The organism is Enterococcus sp. ZQ21, assembly GCF_030053755.1.
GTDB classification, from domain to species: Bacteria; Bacillota; Bacilli; order Lactobacillales; family Enterococcaceae; genus Enterococcus_B; species Enterococcus_B lactis.
In genome coordinates this window covers 1,152,947-1,170,626 of record NZ_CP125658.1, presented here as the reverse complement: position 1 = coordinate 1,170,626, position 17,680 = coordinate 1,152,947, and the positions used below count along the sequence as shown (strand labels likewise).

16 protein-coding genes and 1 pseudogene are annotated in these 17,680 nt (G+C 38.5%); 3 read left to right on the top strand and 14 right to left on the bottom strand.

Going from position 1 to position 17,680, the window contains the following annotated elements; genetic code table 11:
- Positions 1-55: 55 nt before the first annotated feature.
- The 5 genes from QK255_RS05660 to QK255_RS05640 all read right to left on the bottom strand — a co-directional run bounded on the left by QK255_RS05660 (position 56) and on the right by QK255_RS05640 (position 5,375).
- A complete protein-coding gene (locus tag QK255_RS05660) occupies positions 56-1,987 on the bottom strand; it encodes a PTS fructose transporter subunit IIABC (RefSeq protein WP_002292058.1) in 1,932 nt (643 codons plus the stop codon).
- A gap of 17 nt (positions 1,988-2,004) precedes the next feature.
- Positions 2,005-2,919, bottom strand: a complete 915-nt coding sequence (gene pfkB, locus QK255_RS05655; protein WP_002292062.1) for a 1-phosphofructokinase — start codon at positions 2,917-2,919, stop codon at positions 2,005-2,007.
- On the bottom strand, positions 2,916-3,668 hold the full coding sequence (locus QK255_RS05650) for a DeoR/GlpR family DNA-binding transcription regulator (RefSeq protein WP_002292063.1): 753 nt from the start codon (positions 3,666-3,668) through the stop codon (positions 2,916-2,918). The genes pfkB and QK255_RS05650 overlap by 4 nt, the downstream gene beginning before the upstream one ends.
- Positions 3,669-3,826: 158 nt before the next feature.
- Positions 3,827-4,036: a hypothetical protein gene (locus QK255_RS05645; protein WP_002292064.1), complete on the bottom strand. Its 210-nt coding sequence runs from the start codon at positions 4,034-4,036 to the stop codon at positions 3,827-3,829.
- Positions 4,037-4,046: 10 nt separating this feature from the next.
- Positions 4,047-5,375, bottom strand: coding sequence for a hypothetical protein (locus QK255_RS05640; protein ID WP_002292065.1), 1,329 nt, complete (start codon positions 5,373-5,375; stop codon positions 4,047-4,049).
- A gap of 136 nt (positions 5,376-5,511) precedes the next feature.
- On the opposite strand from QK255_RS05640, the gene QK255_RS05635 reads away from it, so the two are divergent.
- Positions 5,512-5,667, top strand: coding sequence for an SPJ_0845 family protein (locus QK255_RS05635; protein ID WP_002292066.1), 156 nt, complete (start codon positions 5,512-5,514; stop codon positions 5,665-5,667).
- 77 nt (positions 5,668-5,744) lie between these two features.
- Here the strand turns inward: QK255_RS05635 and yihA are convergent, their stop codons facing one another.
- From yihA to QK255_RS05600, 7 genes and pseudogenes are all read right to left on the bottom strand, one after another.
- Positions 5,745-6,332: a ribosome biogenesis GTP-binding protein YihA/YsxC gene (yihA, locus tag QK255_RS05630; protein WP_002292067.1), complete on the bottom strand. Its 588-nt coding sequence runs from the start codon at positions 6,330-6,332 to the stop codon at positions 5,745-5,747.
- 82 nt (positions 6,333-6,414) lie between these two features.
- Positions 6,415-7,665, bottom strand: a complete 1,251-nt coding sequence (gene clpX / locus QK255_RS05625; protein ID WP_002292068.1) for an ATP-dependent Clp protease ATP-binding subunit ClpX — start codon at positions 7,663-7,665, stop codon at positions 6,415-6,417.
- Between the two features lie 215 nt (positions 7,666-7,880).
- Positions 7,881-9,170, bottom strand: a complete 1,290-nt coding sequence (gene tig / locus QK255_RS05620) for a trigger factor (protein ID WP_002292069.1) — start codon at positions 9,168-9,170, stop codon at positions 7,881-7,883.
- A 153-nt stretch (positions 9,171-9,323) separates the two neighbouring features.
- A pseudogene (locus QK255_RS05615) lies at positions 9,324-10,257 on the bottom strand (hypothetical protein).
- 153 nt (positions 10,258-10,410) lie between these two features.
- Positions 10,411-11,070, bottom strand: a complete 660-nt coding sequence (locus tag QK255_RS05610; protein ID WP_002292072.1) for an RDD family protein — start codon at positions 11,068-11,070, stop codon at positions 10,411-10,413.
- Between the two features lie 2 nt (positions 11,071-11,072).
- Positions 11,073-12,098, bottom strand: a complete 1,026-nt coding sequence (sppA, locus tag QK255_RS05605) for a signal peptide peptidase SppA (RefSeq protein ID WP_002292073.1) — start codon at positions 12,096-12,098, stop codon at positions 11,073-11,075.
- Between the two features lie 12 nt (positions 12,099-12,110).
- Positions 12,111-12,401, bottom strand: coding sequence for a hypothetical protein (locus QK255_RS05600; protein ID WP_002292074.1), 291 nt, complete (start codon positions 12,399-12,401; stop codon positions 12,111-12,113).
- Positions 12,402-12,808: 407 nt separating this feature from the next.
- Between QK255_RS05600 and glmS the strand changes: the two genes are divergently transcribed.
- Positions 12,809-14,614 carry a glutamine--fructose-6-phosphate transaminase (isomerizing) gene (gene glmS, locus QK255_RS05595; RefSeq protein WP_002292076.1) on the top strand — a complete coding sequence of 602 codons (1,806 nt, stop codon included), beginning with the start codon at positions 12,809-12,811 and terminating at the stop codon, positions 14,612-14,614.
- Between the two features lie 158 nt (positions 14,615-14,772).
- Here the strand turns inward: glmS and QK255_RS05590 are convergent, their stop codons facing one another.
- A complete protein-coding gene (locus QK255_RS05590) occupies positions 14,773-15,582 on the bottom strand; it encodes an Rgg/GadR/MutR family transcriptional regulator (RefSeq protein ID WP_283341613.1) in 810 nt (269 codons plus the stop codon).
- A 179-nt stretch (positions 15,583-15,761) separates the two neighbouring features.
- Here QK255_RS05590 and QK255_RS05585 point away from each other — a divergent pair, with 179 nt between their 5' ends.
- Positions 15,762-15,995: a hypothetical protein gene (locus tag QK255_RS05585; protein ID WP_002292083.1), complete on the top strand. Its 234-nt coding sequence runs from the start codon at positions 15,762-15,764 to the stop codon at positions 15,993-15,995.
- Between the two features lie 329 nt (positions 15,996-16,324).
- Here the strand turns inward: QK255_RS05585 and glmM are convergent, their stop codons facing one another.
- Positions 16,325-17,680 (bottom strand): phosphoglucosamine mutase, encoded by a 1,356-nt coding sequence (glmM, locus tag QK255_RS05580; protein ID WP_002292085.1) that lies wholly within the window; start codon positions 17,678-17,680, stop codon positions 16,325-16,327.

The window sequence follows — 17,680 nt, the reverse complement described above, 5'->3', positions numbered from 1 at the left end:
TTTTACTCTACAAAAAAAGAAGAGGCTGGATTTCCCCAGTCTCTTCTTTTTATTTCTATGCTTCTGCTACTGCAGGAGCTTTTCTCAATAAACCATAAATCACACCAGAGACGACTGCTCCGATAGCAATAAACACCAAATACATGATTGGGTGACTCAGTAAGAATACAACAAAAATTCCGCCATGAGGAGCCAGTAATTTGATTCCGAAAGCACCGACTAATCCGCCAGTTAAAGCAGAACCAATAATAAAACTTGGAATGGCACGAATCGGGTCAGCTGCTGCAAATGGAATCGATCCTTCCGTGACAAACGAAAGTCCCATCACGATGTTCGTCAAACCAGCATCTTGATCTGTTTTGCTGAATTTATTTTTGAATAAACGTGTAGCAACGAAAATCGCCAATGGAGGGACCATTCCTCCAGCCATAACAGAAGCCATCACAACACTTCCGCCAGTGGCAACAGTCGTAGCTAAAGTTGCTGTACCAAATACATAAGCGGCTTTGTTGATTGGACCGCCTAAATCTGCCGCCATCATTCCAGCTAATAATGCACCAAGTAAAGCAGCATTCGAACCACTCATACTTGTCAAGAAACCGTTCAATGCATCATTGATTGCTTTCATAGGGACATTGACTAGCAACATCAGGAAACCAGTAATCAGTAAGCCAAACACTGGATAAAAGAGGATCGTTTTGATTCCATCCAATGATTTTGGTAAGTTCTTGAATAATTTACGTAAAAATACGATGACATAACCAGCCAAGAATCCACCAATCAGTGCGCCTAAGAATCCTGCGCCACCTGTATTAGCTAATGCACCAGCAGCAAATCCAACAATCAAACCAGGGCGGTCGCCGATACTTGAAGCAATAAATCCAGCTAATACCGGTAACATGAACCCAAATGCAGCTTGTCCGATTTGGTTGAACCAGCTAGCAGCTTGATTGTAGTTCCCCAGATTCGATAACTGGTCATGCGGCACGCCAATAAATTGGTCAATCATGAAAGAAAGAGCAATAGCGATTCCTCCACCAATAACGAATGGTAACATGTGTGATACGCCATTCATCAAATCTTTATAGATTCTTTGTCCGACAGTACCATCCGCGTTTCCTTCTTCTGAACTATTTTCTTTTCCGTCACCATGGAATACTGGTGCAGTACCACTAAGGGCTAGATTGATCAACTCTTCTGGTTTACGGATACCATCACTGACTGGACGATTGATCAATTCTTTTCCGTCAAAACGGTTCATCTCTACTTTTTTGTCTGCTGCAACGATCACGCCTTCTGCACGAGCGATGTCTTCAGCAGTCAATCGGTTTTTGATTCCTTCTGAACCGTTCGTTTCGACTTTGATCTCCACTCCCATTTCTTTCGCTTTTTTCTTCAAAGCATCTTCTGCCATGTAAGTATGAGCGATTCCTGTTGGGCAAGCTGTAACGGCAACAACGAATTTTCTTTCTGGATGAGCAGAAGCTTCTGCAGCTTGTGTATCTTGTTCTGCTTTTTCTTCTGCTTCTTTTTGCTCTTCAGCTGTTTGGAACAAGTCTTGGACTTCTTCTGGTGTACTTGCTTCTTTTAATTTCGCTACAAAATCTGCATCAATCAGCAATCGAGATAGTGCTGCTAATGCTTGCAAGTGTGTGTCGTTCGCGCCCTCTGGAGCTGCGATCATGAAAAACAGATAAGTTGGCTGTCCGTCTAATGCTTCATAATCTACTCCTTTTTGGCTTTTTGCAAATAAAACTGTTGCTTCTTTGACTGCACTATTTTTCGCGTGAGGCATGGCGATTCCGTCACCAAGACCTGTAGAGGTTTGTGCTTCACGAGCTAGAATTCCTTCTTTATATGTGTCGATATCGGAAATCCGGCCGGCATCAAACATTTTTTGGACCATTTCATCGATCGCGCCTTTTTTATCAGTCGCTTGCAAATCCATGATCATTGCTTCTTTGACCATTAAATCCTTGATATTCATGATTATCCTCCTTGAAACTAATCAATTTTTGTGATTTCAACTTCTGGCAATAACTCATCAATCAGTTCGCGATCTGCCAAGTCATCAGAAAAAGCCGTTGCGCTTCCACAAGCAACTCCCCATTTAAAGGCTTCGATCGGATCTTTTGTCCGACTGTAAGCACCAATAAAACCGGCGATCATTGAATCCCCTGCACCTACTGAATTTTTCAACGGGCGAACCAATACATTCGTTTTATAAGTTCCTTGTTCTGTAAAGAGCAAAGCGCCATCTCCAGCCATTGAGATCAGCACATTCTGTGCCCCTTCAGCTAGTAATTTTTTCCCATACGGAATGATTTCTTCTACAGATTGGAAGGTTGTATTGTAAAGCTCAGCTAATTCGTGATTGTTTGGTTTGATCAACAACGGTTTCTTAACAAGTGCATTCTTTAGATCATCACCTGTTGTATCGATTACGAAATCTGCACCTTTTTCTCGAATGATATCAATCAGTTCTTGATAAAATCCTTTTCGTAGGCTGGCTGGCGCGCTTCCTGACAATACGACGATATCTCCTTGTTCTACTTTCCCTAGCGCTTGCTTCAATTCATTGATTTCTTCATCTGAAATAGCTGGACCTAAACCGTTAATTTCAGTTTCAGTATCTGATTTTAGTTTGATATTGATTCTTGTATCTTCTTGCACGTGTGTGAACAAAGATTTGATTTGTTCTTTTTCAAGCCACTTCGAAATAAATTCGCCAGTGAATCCTCCTAAAAACCCTAGTGCTGTAGATTGAGAATCGATCCGTTTCAAAATACGGGAAACATTGATCCCTTTTCCTCCAGGCAATTTGAAGTCTTCTTTCATCCGGTTCAAATCACCTAGTTTTAACCCATCTACGCGTACAATATAATCAATTGATGGATTAAGTGTTACTGTGTAAATCATTGTATTGCCTCCTTAATTGTTGTCTTTTCACGGAATTCATTGATGAATTCTAATGGACAACGCTCGGTTATGATCGTGGCTGCTTCCAAAGGTGCAACAGAGGTGAAAGACAACTGGCTGAATTTAGTATGATCAATCAATACAAAGGTCTCTTCTGAATTTTTCATGGCTAAACGTTTAACTGCTGCTTCTTCTGGATCCGGAGTCGCGAATCCTTGTTCGATGTGTGCACCGTTCATTCCCATAAACGCTTTATTGAAATGAAAATGTTTTAGTTGTTCTATCGCATTAGATCCTAAAACAGCATTGGTTGACAGCTTGATCGTTCCACCTAAAATGATCGTAGCAAGCTCCAAATCGACTAAATTTGCCGCATGTTGAACGGAATTTGTCACCACTGTGATTTGTTTTCCTTGTAAAAAAGGAATCATTTCTAAAGTAGTCGAGCCAGCGTCTAAATAGATGACATCTTCGTCATTAATGGTTTCAGCTGCCAATTTGGCGATCTGCTGTTTTTCATGAACGTTTTTGAGTGATTTTTCACTCATATTCTGCTCAAAATTCAATAATTGCTCTTTCTTAGCGCCGCCATGGACTCTTTCTAGAAACCCACCATTCTCCAACTCTTGCAAATCACGCCTTATCGTTGATTCTGAAGCATTCAAAAGATTTACAAGATCTTGTGATTTCACGATTTTCTGCTGTTCAAGCAAGTCTAGGATTTTTTGTCTGCGTTCCTCTGTAAGCATTTTCACGATCACCTCAATACAAATAATAGCATATTTTTTTTAGACTCGCAATACAAATCAGTCAAAAACGTTCATAAAAATTATAAATCAGTCAAAAAATAAAAAACCAGTCTTTTTTTGACTGGTTTCCTACTTTACTTGACTATTATCAAACTGTTTTATCGTTTGTTATTTTCGCTTCTTGTTTTTTTCATATAAACAGTAGCAGATTTTCTTTCCTTATGAAGAAGGTAATAATAAAGTCCCATCCCACCAAACATAACCAAGAAACCGATGACTGATCGAATAGGAAAATTAGGAACAAAAAAAAGACAGACGGATAATAATGATGCTGAAACCATGATTCGATAATAAAGTTGTTTATCCATTTTCTTCACCTCATATTTTTTGTAAAGTAATCAATTGTTCTAATTCGCGATAATCTAAAAACTGCACACGCAGATGCTTCTCGCCTTTCTTGACATCAAATTGGACACTACGCCGTTTTTTCTTTATTCGTTTGAAGGCAATATCAGAGAGTCTGTGTTTGATTTCCTTTAACGGTAAATCCGGAAGTGCTTCAGAAGGAACATAGATTCTTAATGATAAAAGATAATCTTGATATTTCTCATCTGTTACCTCTACTTCTAGATATTCCCTGATGTAATAACAATACGCTTCGATTCCATTGTCCAAAGCAACAGTCGGATCGATGATCTTATAGCACATCATTCGCGCGCGATTCTCGTCAACCCAAGGAAAATACGCCTGAGCATTCAGTGTTCCGCGGACACGTCTTTCTTTATAATTTCCTCCTTGAATATCATAACTTTTCGTTACAAAGAACGAGGCATTTTTTTTGGGAACAGGTTGCATTTGCGCATTTTGATACTGGACAGATTGAATCGTATGATCAGTATAAATGTATTCAACAAATGGTGGTTTCAACAATCCCACGCCGTTATCCCAAGCAAGGTGGTCAAACCCAAGCTGGTCTCTAAAATAGGATTGGAATAGCTGAGTGTTTGTTTTTTGCCAATTGAATGGGTCTCGATAAAGCTGGATATATATGACTTCATTATCTAATTCTTTCACTTTTTCTACTTGTTGTGTATCGAGAAAAATCGGTTTTGGGATAATCTGATGGTAATAGTGACTGTAATACATTTCCCAGCATGAGGTAAAACATAAGCCTTGATAAAAAAGATCGTAGCCTGGAAATTGATTGCAATCCACTACTACGTCGCCATTTTTCTGTTTCATTTTAGGTAAACGCTCGATTTCATCCATCGTCTCAAACAGCAGCCGCTGGGTGATCTCTTTTGTATTGTGATAGATAAACTCGCTATACGCTCTCATATAAGCAAACACACCATGGGCAATCATTTTTTTCTGAATGAAATCTCGAATCAAAAACTGGTTTTCTTTGAAAACAGAGATAGACAATACATTTTTTATCAACAATTGATTGCCTTCCAAACGAAAACTACACTCGTTCTCGTCATTCCCTACAACTAACCAGCTTTCGTCTCTTACCGATGCGAGCATTATTTTTTCTTGAAGTTTCCTAAGATTATACGGGTCCTCTTGTTGAGTGAAAGAGCGGATAAATGTTGGCTGGATCAACAGACGTGTCAAAACAGCCCAATCGCTTATTTCCTGTTTTTTTTCTTCATCATCTAAGTCTGTGAGCTGGATAGTCATTAATAATTTATCTTCACCAATCATTTTCTCACCTCTTTCAAATCTTTTTATAATTTAATTATAACGAATGATAAAGAAAAACTAAAACTTTTTGTCTTGGAAACCAATTTTAGGTATTACATGGTAAACTAAGTAAAAAAGGAACAAAGAGGTGTTCGCGATGGGATTGAAATTTGAACGTACAGACAATTTAGATAAACTTTTCGAATCATTTGCTGTCGATCCGGAAAAAACAGTTGCGCCAAAAGAAGAAATCGATCGGTTTCTAAAACCGCAACCACAAAAAGAAAAGAAAAAAGACAAGAAACAAAAGTAAGATAAGTTCTGCAAAAAAAAGACTTACCAGCCAAACTTTTATGGAAGAGTTTGACTGGTAAGTCTTTTTTATTCTTTTTATGATTCGATTGCTTGTTCGATTGCTGCCCATGCTTCTTCTTTTCCTTGTTTTGTAACGGAAGAAAAAAGAATAAATGTGTCATTATGATCAAAATCCAATGCTTTTTTGATCTCGCTTTCATGCTTGTTCCATTTACCGCGAGGAATCTTATCTGCCTTAGTAGCAACAACGATCACAGGGATATCATAATACTTCAAAAATTGATACATCTGGATATCTTCTTGAGAAGGCTTATGGCGTAGATCTACTAAAGAAACGACCGCACGTAGTTGTTCTCTGGTCGTTAAATATGTCTCGATCATCTTTCCCCATTTTGCTCGTTCAGTTTTGGATACTTTTGCATACCCGTATCCTGGAACATCGACAAAATGCAACGCATTCTCAATCAAATAAAAGTTCAAGGTCTGGGTCTTTCCAGGCTTACCGGAAGTACGCGCTAAATTCTTTCGATCAATCAATGTGTTGATAAAAGAAGATTTCCCTACATTTGATCTCCCTGCCAGAGCTATTTCCGGCAATTGTGTCTCTGGATATTGTTTTGGTGCCACTGCACTTATGATGATTTCAGCTTGATGGACTTTCATGGTCTCTCTCCTTAAAAAGGTGATGAATAAAGCAAGCGGCTGTCGTAAAAGCCAAAATGACTTTTACGGCAGCCTCTTCTCATCAACCCGCTTTTTTCTCTGAATCTTTATAGATCACTGTTGGCTCACCAGACAATTCAGCTGCTTCTTTGGTAATAATCACTTTTTCGATGTTTTCATTTGAAGGGATATCAAACATCACATCCATCATGATTTCTTCGATGATAGAACGAAGACCTCGAGCACCAGTGTTGCGTTCGATTGCTTTTTTCGCAATAGCTCTCAACGCTTCAGGTTCGAATTCAAGTTCAGTATCATCTAGAGAAAGAAGCTTTTGATATTGTTTGACTAACGCATTTTTTGGCTCAGTCAAGATCCGCACCAGATCATCTGTTGTCAATTTCTCTAAAGCTGCCATAACAGGTAATCGTCCGATAAACTCAGGAATCAATCCGAATTTCAGCAAATCTTCAGGGATGATATGTTGCATGACGCTTTCGTCTTCAGAAAGTTTTTGGTTTTGTGTACCAAATCCAATCGTTTTTTCGCCCATACGGTTTTTCACGATTGTTTCGATACCATCAAACGCCCCACCTACGATGAACAAGATATTCGTCGTATCGATCTGGATAAATTCTTGATGTGGATGTTTACGTCCTCCCTGAGGCGGAACACTTGCAACAGTTCCTTCTAGAATCTTCAGCAAGGCTTGTTGGACACCCTCACCGGAAACATCACGAGTGATGGATACATTTTCGCTTTTACGCGCGATTTTATCGATCTCATCAATATAGATGATCCCTTTTTCTGCACGTTCCACATTGTAATCAGCAGACTGGAGCAATTTAAGTAAAATGTTTTCTACATCTTCACCCACATAACCAGCTTCTGTCAAACTTGTCGCATCTGCGATTGCAAAAGGTACATTCAACGTTTTTGCTAATGTTTGTGCCAAAAATGTTTTCCCTGACCCTGTAGGTCCGATCAAGCAGATATTGCTTTTTTGTAGTTCAACATCATCTGTGTTCTCTTGTGCTTGCTGATTGACACGTTTGTAGTGATTGTATACAGCAACAGCTAACGAGCGTTTTGCGCGATCTTGTCCAATCACGTAGTTATTCAATACTTCAAGAATTTCTAGTGGTTTAGGGACTTCAGTGAATTCGCGTACAGCTTCTTCATAAAATTCTTCATCAATGATTTCTTTACATAGGTCGATACATTCATTACAGATGTAGACCCCTGGACCAGCTACGATTTTTTTCACTTCTTCTTGGGTTTTCCCACAAAAAGAACAGCGTACGGTCTCATTGCTACTTGGATTGTCATACATGGTCTTCACCCCTTAACTTGCAAAAAGTATGCAAGAAACTATCAGAGACTTTACAGTCTTTTATTATCATAACATAGTTTAGTAAAAAGAAAAAGTGTTTAACAAAGGATCGATTGACCTATATCTTTGTATATTTTCACGCTTAACAAAAAATAAGGGACTGTGACAACAAACATGTCACAGTCCCTTATTTCATGACCTGTATTACTTAATTTCTATTCTTTTGCTTCTGTCGCTGTACCCGTGATCAATTCGATTGCTTTTTTCATTGTCACATCATGTTCCAACATATCTTCTGTCAACACGCGTTTGATTTGTTCGATTGGCATGTTGTATGTTTCTGATAATTCTTGGATTTCTGCATTGATTTCTTCTTCTGTTGCTTGAAGATTTTCAGCAGCTGCAATTGCTTCGATCACAAGATTTGTTCTTGTGCGCATTTCTGCTTCACCTTCGAATTGTTTATGCAAGTCTTCTTCTGTAGAACCAGTTAATTGATAGTACATTTCAGGAGAGATACCTTGACGTTGCATGTTGTTCAAGAATTCGTCCATTGAACGATGTACTTCATCATGAACCATCACGTGTGGCAATTCAACGATTTCTGCGTTTTCAACAGCCATACGGATTGCTGCTTCATCTTTTGCATCGTCTGCTGCTTTTTCTTTAGTTTCTACTAATTCTTTGCGATATTTTTCTTTCAATTCGTCTAATGTTGATACTTCGTCATCCACATCTTTTGCGAATTCGTCATCTAATTCAGGCACTTCTTTTGCTTTTACTTCATGGATTGTCACTTTGAAGACTGCTTCTTTTCCAGCAAGATCTTCTGCTTGATAATCTTCTGGGAAAGTTACATTTACATCTAGACTTTCACCTGATTTATGACCAACTAATTGATCTTCAAATCCTGGAATGAATGAACCTGAACCTAATTCAAGTGAGTAATTTTCGCCTTTTCCGCCATCAAACGCTTCGCCATCTACAAAGCCTTCGAAGTCGATTACTACTGTATCGCCATTTTCAGCTGCAGCATCTTCTTTGATAACTAATTCAGCTTGTGCTTCTTGTTCACGTTTGATACGTGCATCCACGTCAGCATCTGTTACTTCACGATCTTGTTTTTCAACAACTAGATCTTTATATTGTCCTAATTTTACTTCTGGTTTCACTGTTACTTCAGCAGTGATTACCCAGTCTTGACCTTTTTCCATGCTTTCAACATCGATTTTTGGTTGAGAAACAGGATCGATGCCAGCTTCTTTGACAGCAGCTTCATAAGCTTCTGGTAATACAGCATTCAATGCATCTTCATATAAAGCTTCTTCACCGTACATACGGTTGAATACTTGACGAGAAACTTTTCCTTTACGGAATCCAGGTACGTTCAAGCTTTTTTTCACTTTATTAAACGCAGTTGTTAATCCTTTTTGGATTTCGTCTTGCGCAATCGTAAATTTTAAAACACCATCATTCGTGCCTTTTTTTTCAAATGTTGCAGTCATTTAATTCCCTCCGAGTTTAGAAATTCATTTTATACATCAAAAACGTTTCATGCATACCTTTAAATAGTACACTAACCCTTTCAAATTGTAAACATATTGAATGGGTAGAATCATTGTTTTTCATAACATTTTTATCTTTTTCACTGATAAAATCTAATGGAAGAAGATCATTTGCTCCAAAATTTTCTCTCGTTTTTTAAAAAAATTTTGTTTTTCATCTTCCGTACCATCATACATCATTTTTCCTGTACATGCCTCTACAGTCAGTTGAAACCAACGCCTCGGGTCTTCAATGTATGTATCATAGACAGGATAAACGATTGCAGATTGCAACGTAAATTCTTCTTTCAGCACCGAACTAAGTAGCGCATCTTCATTCCCATAATGGTCTGATAACACACACAATTGTTGATAACTTGACTGTTGCTGTGGCTTAGGCAAATCTTTGGGTATAAACTTTGACTAGTTTTTCTTCAATCGTCAAATAGAAAACAGGGTTGCATTCATTCAATTGCCTAAGCTTCTCCAGCAATTTTGCCCTCGCTAAAATATGGACCTCTGGTAATACAATCAGTTTACTCGCTGTTTGGATAAACTCATGGTAAGGAAGCTGTTCGATCTCCTCAATAGACGACAGCTGACGTGCTGGTTCCAATGAAGGAAGTTCCTCCGATTTTTTATGGAGCGCCTTGACTTTTTGCCTCTCCATTTGGCCGGATAACTCTTCTGCAAATTGGATTTTTTCAATGATACGCTGCTCAAAAGATTCATAAAAATCTGTACTTGCTATCAATTTTCTAGCATATAAAAAATCTTGTGCACTGATTAACAAGTCAAAATAAAATTCAGCAAACTCCTCGTTTTGAAGATACTGTTTTTCATGTAAGAGTGCTTGTTTCAACGCTTCTTTTTTCTCGTCTAACTCATAAAGACAAAAAACAAGCAGGCTATTAGCCTCAAAGCTTTCTTTCAACTCGTAAGCACGTTGAAATAGTTCTTTTGCCTGCTGATATTGCTGGTTTGCTAGTGCTTGTTGGGCCACTCGCATTAAATTCTCATATTTTTCTGGAAAATCAATCGGCTTCACGCAGTGTCCTCCTCTTGCTTATGTTCAGCTCATGTTCAATAGTAGCAAAACAAAAAAAGCATGACAATTAAAAATAATCGAAGCATCCTCTAAAAGCTAGATTTTTGATCTGACTTTTATAAGATGCTTCAAACTACTGTTTTTTATGGATCATCAGCTGTTAACTTCTTGGTTGAATGCTTTGATCAGATTAATCGTAACGACACTTGTATTAGTGAAAAAATCTCCCAGATGCTGCTTTTTCTGATTAAAGATTGCTGGAAGATACCCTAACATCAGCAAAGGAAACTTTAAAATGAACCGGCAAGCACCTTCTCTAACTAAAACAGTTGACCAGCTAAGTTCTTCTTCATCAAAGCTGATGACTCGAATACCGAAGATCATTTTCCCAATCGTTTGGCCATGATTGAGTTTCGTCAATAAAACAAAATACGCTAAATAAATGAGTAATGCCGTGAATCCATAGAGACTCAAATACGAATCTGAAAAATTCAGCCAACCTAGATTTTTGGCAATACCAAGTGTTAAACGTGTAATAGCTCCGATACACAAAAGATCGATCAAGAAGGCAAACATTCGGATCAAAAAGCCTGCATAGAAATAATGAGGAAAATCATTTGCTTTTGGTGGTTCATTTTTTGTGTCAGTATACTTTTTCCATTTCCGTTGTTTCTTTTTGATTTCTTCTGATGTCATCGGTTCTCTTTCAAAAGAGCTCAGCACTTTTTGGGAAAAGCTTGGATCAGGTCCCACAGCAGGCTGCTGTTGCCTCTCTCTTCCTTGTTCCTTATTTTCGTTTGGAAGTTCCGTCATGCTTACTCACCTCCGTAATAATACATTGCTTTTGGTGATTCTGCAGTTCCGAGATTCTCAAGTATTGATAAGATCTGACTAGTTTCAGAAGATTTCAATCCTTGGAACTCTGCCAGTTTGCTCCCTAACCATGTGCTGGCAAATCCAGATGATGGGGAGGAATATTCTACTAATTCAGCATCTTCAAGCTTTTGTTCCTTTCGCATAGCTTGTAAGGCGTCTTCAGGGAATCCCAATTCATCAACTAAACCTACTTCTTTTGCTTGGACACCATCATAAATCCTTCCATCTGCTATTTTTTTGACTGCTTCTTCAGATTTATTCCGTCCCTCGCTAACGATTCTTACAAATCGTTGATACGCACTATCAATATACGCTTGAAGCACTGCTTCCTCTTCTTTTGTCTTTGGGCGTGTTCCTGATCCCATATCTTTCAACGCGCCACTTTTCACTGTTGTGTCTTCCACACCCAGTTTTTCTAAAAGCCCTGAATAATTCAATCCTGACATGATCACACCAATTGAACCGGTCACTGTTTCTTCGGTTGCAAAGATTTTATCTGCTTGAGCAGAAATATAGTAACCACCGCTAGCTGCCATGTTTTTCATACTGACATACATCGGGATATCATGTTCTTTACGGATCGTATCTAATTTCTTAGCGATTTCCGCACTTTCATAGACACCGCCACCAGGAGAGTTTACTTCTAAAAAGATTCCTTTAACTGTTGGATCTTCTTCCACAGCTTTCAGTTGTTCCATGAAATTTTCATGGTTATAACCTTCAGAAGCAAATAAGCCAGAAGATCCTCCTGCAGCAATCGTTCCATCTACTGTCAGTTTTACGATTTTTTGCGTACTGTCTCCCTCTTCCAACACATTTGGTACTAACTCTTCATCCCCGTATAACCAACTGTTCAACCCTTCGACTTGATTGTTTTCCTGAGGGTTAGTCAAACTCGCCGAAACTAACGAAACCACAAATAATCCCGCAGCAATCAGAACTGCTGCCCAACGTTTTTTATTCATTCTTTCTCCTTTCTAATACAAGTTTTTTATGACGATTACAGTTTCTGACTTCTCGGAAGCGTCGAACCGCTCTGCTTTTTCTTCACGCGCATACCCAGAAAATGATTCTTTTGTCCATTCATCTTCTACCGTAAACTCTCGCGCTTGGACAACTTCCAAGGCATCAGGTGCGATTTCCTGGATGCTATCCCAACCAGTATCTAAAAATATTTTTGTATCATCTGATACACCAGCTGATGCTTCAAATTCGGACAATTGTTTTTTTAACATTCCAAGTGTCATGATTTCAATTTTTGAATCCATTTTTCTCCTCCTTCATCCTATTACTTTCCATTGTACCGAACTCCTGAAAAAGATGATAGACAAAAACCGATTATTTTTTGATACAAAACGCACACCCAAAAGGCAATTTGATATATACCAATTTATTTTTATTCTTTTTTTGTTGACAAAAACATTCGCAAAAGGGTATGATTTTAAATGTTTCCAGATAAAAAACAAAAAAGGAGGATAGTTATACCTTTTAGGATAGCGCCTGGTCTGTGTAAACAGATGACGAGGAGAGGGTTTATCGAAAGATTCGGCGGATGACCCTAGGGACTGCACTCTACAGAAGATCCACAAAAAGTATCTGCAAAGATAAAACAAAAGGATTTTCCTGCAGCTGGAAGCATTCATACGAATTCATTATAGAAAGTAGGATGTTTTTTATGTGCGGAATTGTTGGAATGATTGGATTAAAAAATGTAACACCAGGATTGATTGGCGGGCTAGAAAAATTGGAATACCGCGGTTATGATTCAGCTGGCATCTTTGTCTCAGATGGCACGACAGATCATTTAGTCAAAGCACAAGGCAGAATCCAAAATTTAAAAGATAGAATAACTTCTGATACTACAGGAAATATAGGCATAGGCCATACACGTTGGGCAACCCACGGACAACCATCTGAGGAAAATGCCCATCCACATACTTCACAAAGTGGGCGTTTCGTGCTTGTCCATAATGGCGTGATCGAAAACTTCGAAGAACTTAAAAATGCTTATTTAACAGATGATCACTTTATCGGTGAGACAGATACTGAGATTATCGCTCATCTGATTGAAACTTTTGCGAAGGATATGACGGCAAAAGAGGCATTTTTAAAATCTTTGCGCGTCATCAAAGGTTCTTATGCTTTCGCTTTGATTGATCGTACAACACCTGATGTGATTTATGTAGCGAAAAACAAAAGCCCATTGTTAGTCGGACTTGGTGATGGATTCAATGTAATTGCTAGCGATGCAATGGCTATGCTTGCTCATACGAAGAAATTCGTCGAGGTCGAAGATGAAGAGATGGTTACCGTTACATCAGACAAAATTATTATCCAAAATTTTGCGGGCGACATTATGGAACGTTCTTCATTTGAAGCGCAAGTAGATGCTTCAGATATCGAGAAAGGCACCTATCCTTTTTATATGCTGAAAGAAATCGACGAACAGCCTATTATCATGCGCCGTATTGCTCAAAAATACGTAACAGAAGACAATCGGGTCCCTCTTGATCCAAAACTGATCGATACATTATCTGACAGCGATCGAATCTACATCGTTGCTTGCGGAACTAGTTACCATGCGGGATTAGCTGGTAAACAGACTTTGGAAGAATTGACACAGATTCCTGTCGAGGTTCATTTAGCCAGTGAATTCGGCTATAACACACCTCTTCTTTCACAAAAACCATTCTTTATTTTCTTGAGTCAAAGTGGCGAAACAGCGGACAGTCGGCAAGTGCTGGTAAAAATCAACCGTCTTGACTATCCTTCACTTACGATTACAAATGTTGCTGGCTCTACTCTTTCGCGAGAAGCATCCTTCACCCTATTGTTGCATGCCGGACCTGAGATTGCAGTAGCATCAACGAAAGCTTATACTGCACAAATAGCAGTACTGACTTTATTAGCCAAAGCTATCGGTGACAAAAAAGAATTAGAAACTTCTCTTTCGTTCGATATCACTCATGAATTGAGTTTAGTCGCAAATGCGATGGAATCGGTCATTGCCCAGAAAGATTATTTAGAGGAGCTAGCTGCAGAATACCTCAGTGACACAAGAAATGCTTTTTATATCGGACGCGGGGCAGACTACAACGTTTCTCTTGAAGCCGCTTTGAAATTGAAAGAAATCAGTTATATCCAGGCTGAAGGTTTTGCTGCTGGTGAATTGAAACACGGAACAATTGCTTTGATTGAAGAAGGAACACCCGTGATCGGAATCATCAGTGAAGAAGTGACTGGCGCGCATACTCGAGGTAATCTGAAAGAAGTCGAAAGCCGTGGTGCTAAAACATTAGTTATCGTCTCAGAAGGATTAGAAAAGGAAAATGACCAACTAGTACTGCCAGCAGTCCACCCTTATCTGTCTACTCTTGCTACAGTCGTGCCGACTCAATTACTTGCCTATTACGCCACACTGTTACGAGGGTTTGACGTTGACAAGCCACGCAATCTGGCGAAATCAGTGACAGTTGAGTAACGTTTCTGTACGGGAAATCATTTGATTTTTGCACTCTTTTGTAAAAAAATAAAAGCATAGTATGTACCGAACACCAAAAAATTTGATTTTTAGTGTTCGGTATTTTTACTTTATTTCATTTCCCGTTTACTTTTTAAAACCTCGTTTAAATAAATCGTTCACTTTCTCTGTCTATAATATTGGAGTTCCTTTAATAATTTGGCTTTTAATTCCGTTTCTTCAATTACTTCAAGTAAATCAAACCCTTTTTGCATTAATTTTGTATCGTTTTGGCAGTACCCCAATCTTACGAAGATCATGCCTAGAAAATCAGCTCGTTTTGCTTGTTTCGCCATATCTTTTGCTAGATTCAACATGTATCGGCCATCTTCTACAAGATTTTTTTGTATATATATTTGAGAGATATTCATCAAAAGTGTCAGCCTTACTGTATCGACAACATCCAATCGATTATATCTATCAAGCGTAGCTAATAGAATAGGATACATTATTTCTAACGTGCTGATTTCTAGATGAAATGAAATGATCGCAAATATTTGAATATCTCTTAATGTCCACACCTCTATTTTTGAAAGCCGCTGCCAAATCGGAGTCACCAACCCTTTGAATTCTGTTTTATCAAAGTCTATAGGATCAGCAGATAAATACAAGCGTAAAATCAACAGGATTTCTTCTATTTTTTTATCTGAACAAGTAGATGTAAATTTTAAACATCGTCTATACAACTTTCTTATCTGTGCACTTTCTGTATTTGAAATAATAGAATAAAAATCCTCAATAAGCCTTGTACGATTATCTCTATTATCTCTATTCTCTATATTTGCCAAATATCTAAATTCATCTAAAGATACATCTATCCTCTCTAATAAATAACAAGCATTTTCAAACCTTGGCTCCGTCTCATTTTTTTCAATCCGCGAAAGAGTTGTCCTATCTAAAAAATCATTACAAACTTCTTTTTGAGTCATTCCTTTCCCTTTCCTTATAAATCGATACATTTCGCCAAACCTCAATTTTTTCTCCCTCCAAAATTTTTGTGAGCTTATGCAACAAATCTACCAAAAACAATTCGATGATTATAAAATATAAGGGTAACAAAGAAACTATTATACTTATATTATAACAAAAACAAAATGGAGGTTGTCCTATGATAAGAAAAATGCTTATTATTTTTGTCACTACAATTGTTGTTTCCTCACTCGTCCTGACTTCTACTGCAATCGTCTCCCTTGCTTCTGAATTAGATACTACCACTATCAAGCCTGATGTTTACAAAAATGATAGTTATGAAGATGCTAACGGCAATAGAGGGACTGGTAGAATAACCTTGACTGAAGCACGCTGGAGTTCTACCTATGATTTTCGATGGTATCAAAATTAACGCTCTTACGCTGGTCTATTCTCTTTTTTGATAGTATAGTTGCTTCTCTTGTTTTGTACTTCCTTATTGCGGACGGGCAAAACTATTATTACGTCTATCTATTGGCTCAAATTCCTAGTTATATTATTCTTGATCATATCCACAAAAAAATAGGATTAAAAGCAGATAAAGCACGCAAACGTGCTATTTTACTAGTGATGTTGAGTTTTTTCATCTCTTACATTGGTATAATATTTCTTACACAATATGTTTTTAAATAAAAGAAAAAGCAAAGACCAGCGACGAATAACCGTCACTAGTCTTTGCTTTTTCTCTTCTACCTTAGGTTCTTAATCTAGACCGATTTCTTCTTTGACTACTGCTGCGATTTTATCGACATAGTAATTGACTTTCTCATCGGTAGGCGCTTCTGCCATCACACGAAGTAATGGTTCTGTGCCGGAAGGGCGAACTAAGATTCTACCTTCTGACCCCATTTCAGCTTCTGCTTCTTCGATCACTTTTTTAATTGCTGGAACATCCATCGCACCATTTTTATCACTTACACGGATATTCACTAATTTTTGCGGATAAATCGTTACCTCTGCTGCAAGCTCAGATAATTTTTTACCCGTCTGTTTCATAATATTCAACAACTGAATTCCTGAAAGCATCCCATCACCAGTTGTGTTGAAATCTAAGAAAATCATGTGTCCAGACTGCTCGCCACCAAAATTATAATCGTTTTTGCGCATTTCTTCTACAACATAACGATCACCGACTTGTGTAACGACATCTTTCAGACCGATTCCTTCTACCGCTTTGTGGAAGCCTAAGTTGCTCATCACAGTTGTAACGATGGTGTCTTTTTTCAAGCGATTTTTTTCTGCTAAGTATTTAGCACAGATAAACATGATTTTATCACCATCGACGATATTCCCAAGTTCATCTACCGCGATGATGCGATCGCCATCGCCATCGAAAGCTAGACCAGCGTCCGCTCCTTTTTCAACGACCATCTCAGCTAAACGTTCTGGATGCGTAGAACCTACCCCATCATTGATGTTTAAACCATCTGGATTTGTGCCCATTGTATAGAAATCTGTTTCAAGATCAGCGAACAAACGATTGACACTTGTTGAAGTTGCTCCGTTTGCTGCATCGACACAAATCGTCAAACCGGAAAGATCGCCATTGATCGTTTGAACAAGGAATTGAGAATATTTCAATAAACCTTCTGGAAATTCTTCTACAGTTCCCAAACCGTCAGCTGATGGACGAGGCAATTCATCTACTTCTGCATCCAACAATGCTTCGATTTCTAGTTCTTGATCATCTACTAATTTAAAACCGTCTGCACCAAAAAATTTGATTCCATTATCCTGCGCTGGATTGTGAGAAGCAGAGATCATCACTCCTGCACTTGCTTTTTGTAACCGTGTCAGATAAGCAACACCCGGCGTAGAAATCACACCTAGTTGGAACACTTCGATACCCACCGATAAAAGTCCTGAAATCAGCGCTTCTTCTAACATTTGACCTGAGATTCTTGTATCCCGCCCCACTAGTACGCGTGGGCGTTTTCCTTCTTCTTCATGCTGGCTTAGGACATAACCTCCGCATCGTCCCAGCTTAAATGCAAGTTCTGGCGTAAGCTCCTTGTTGGCTTCACCGCGGACGCCGTCTGTTCCAAAATATTTACCCAT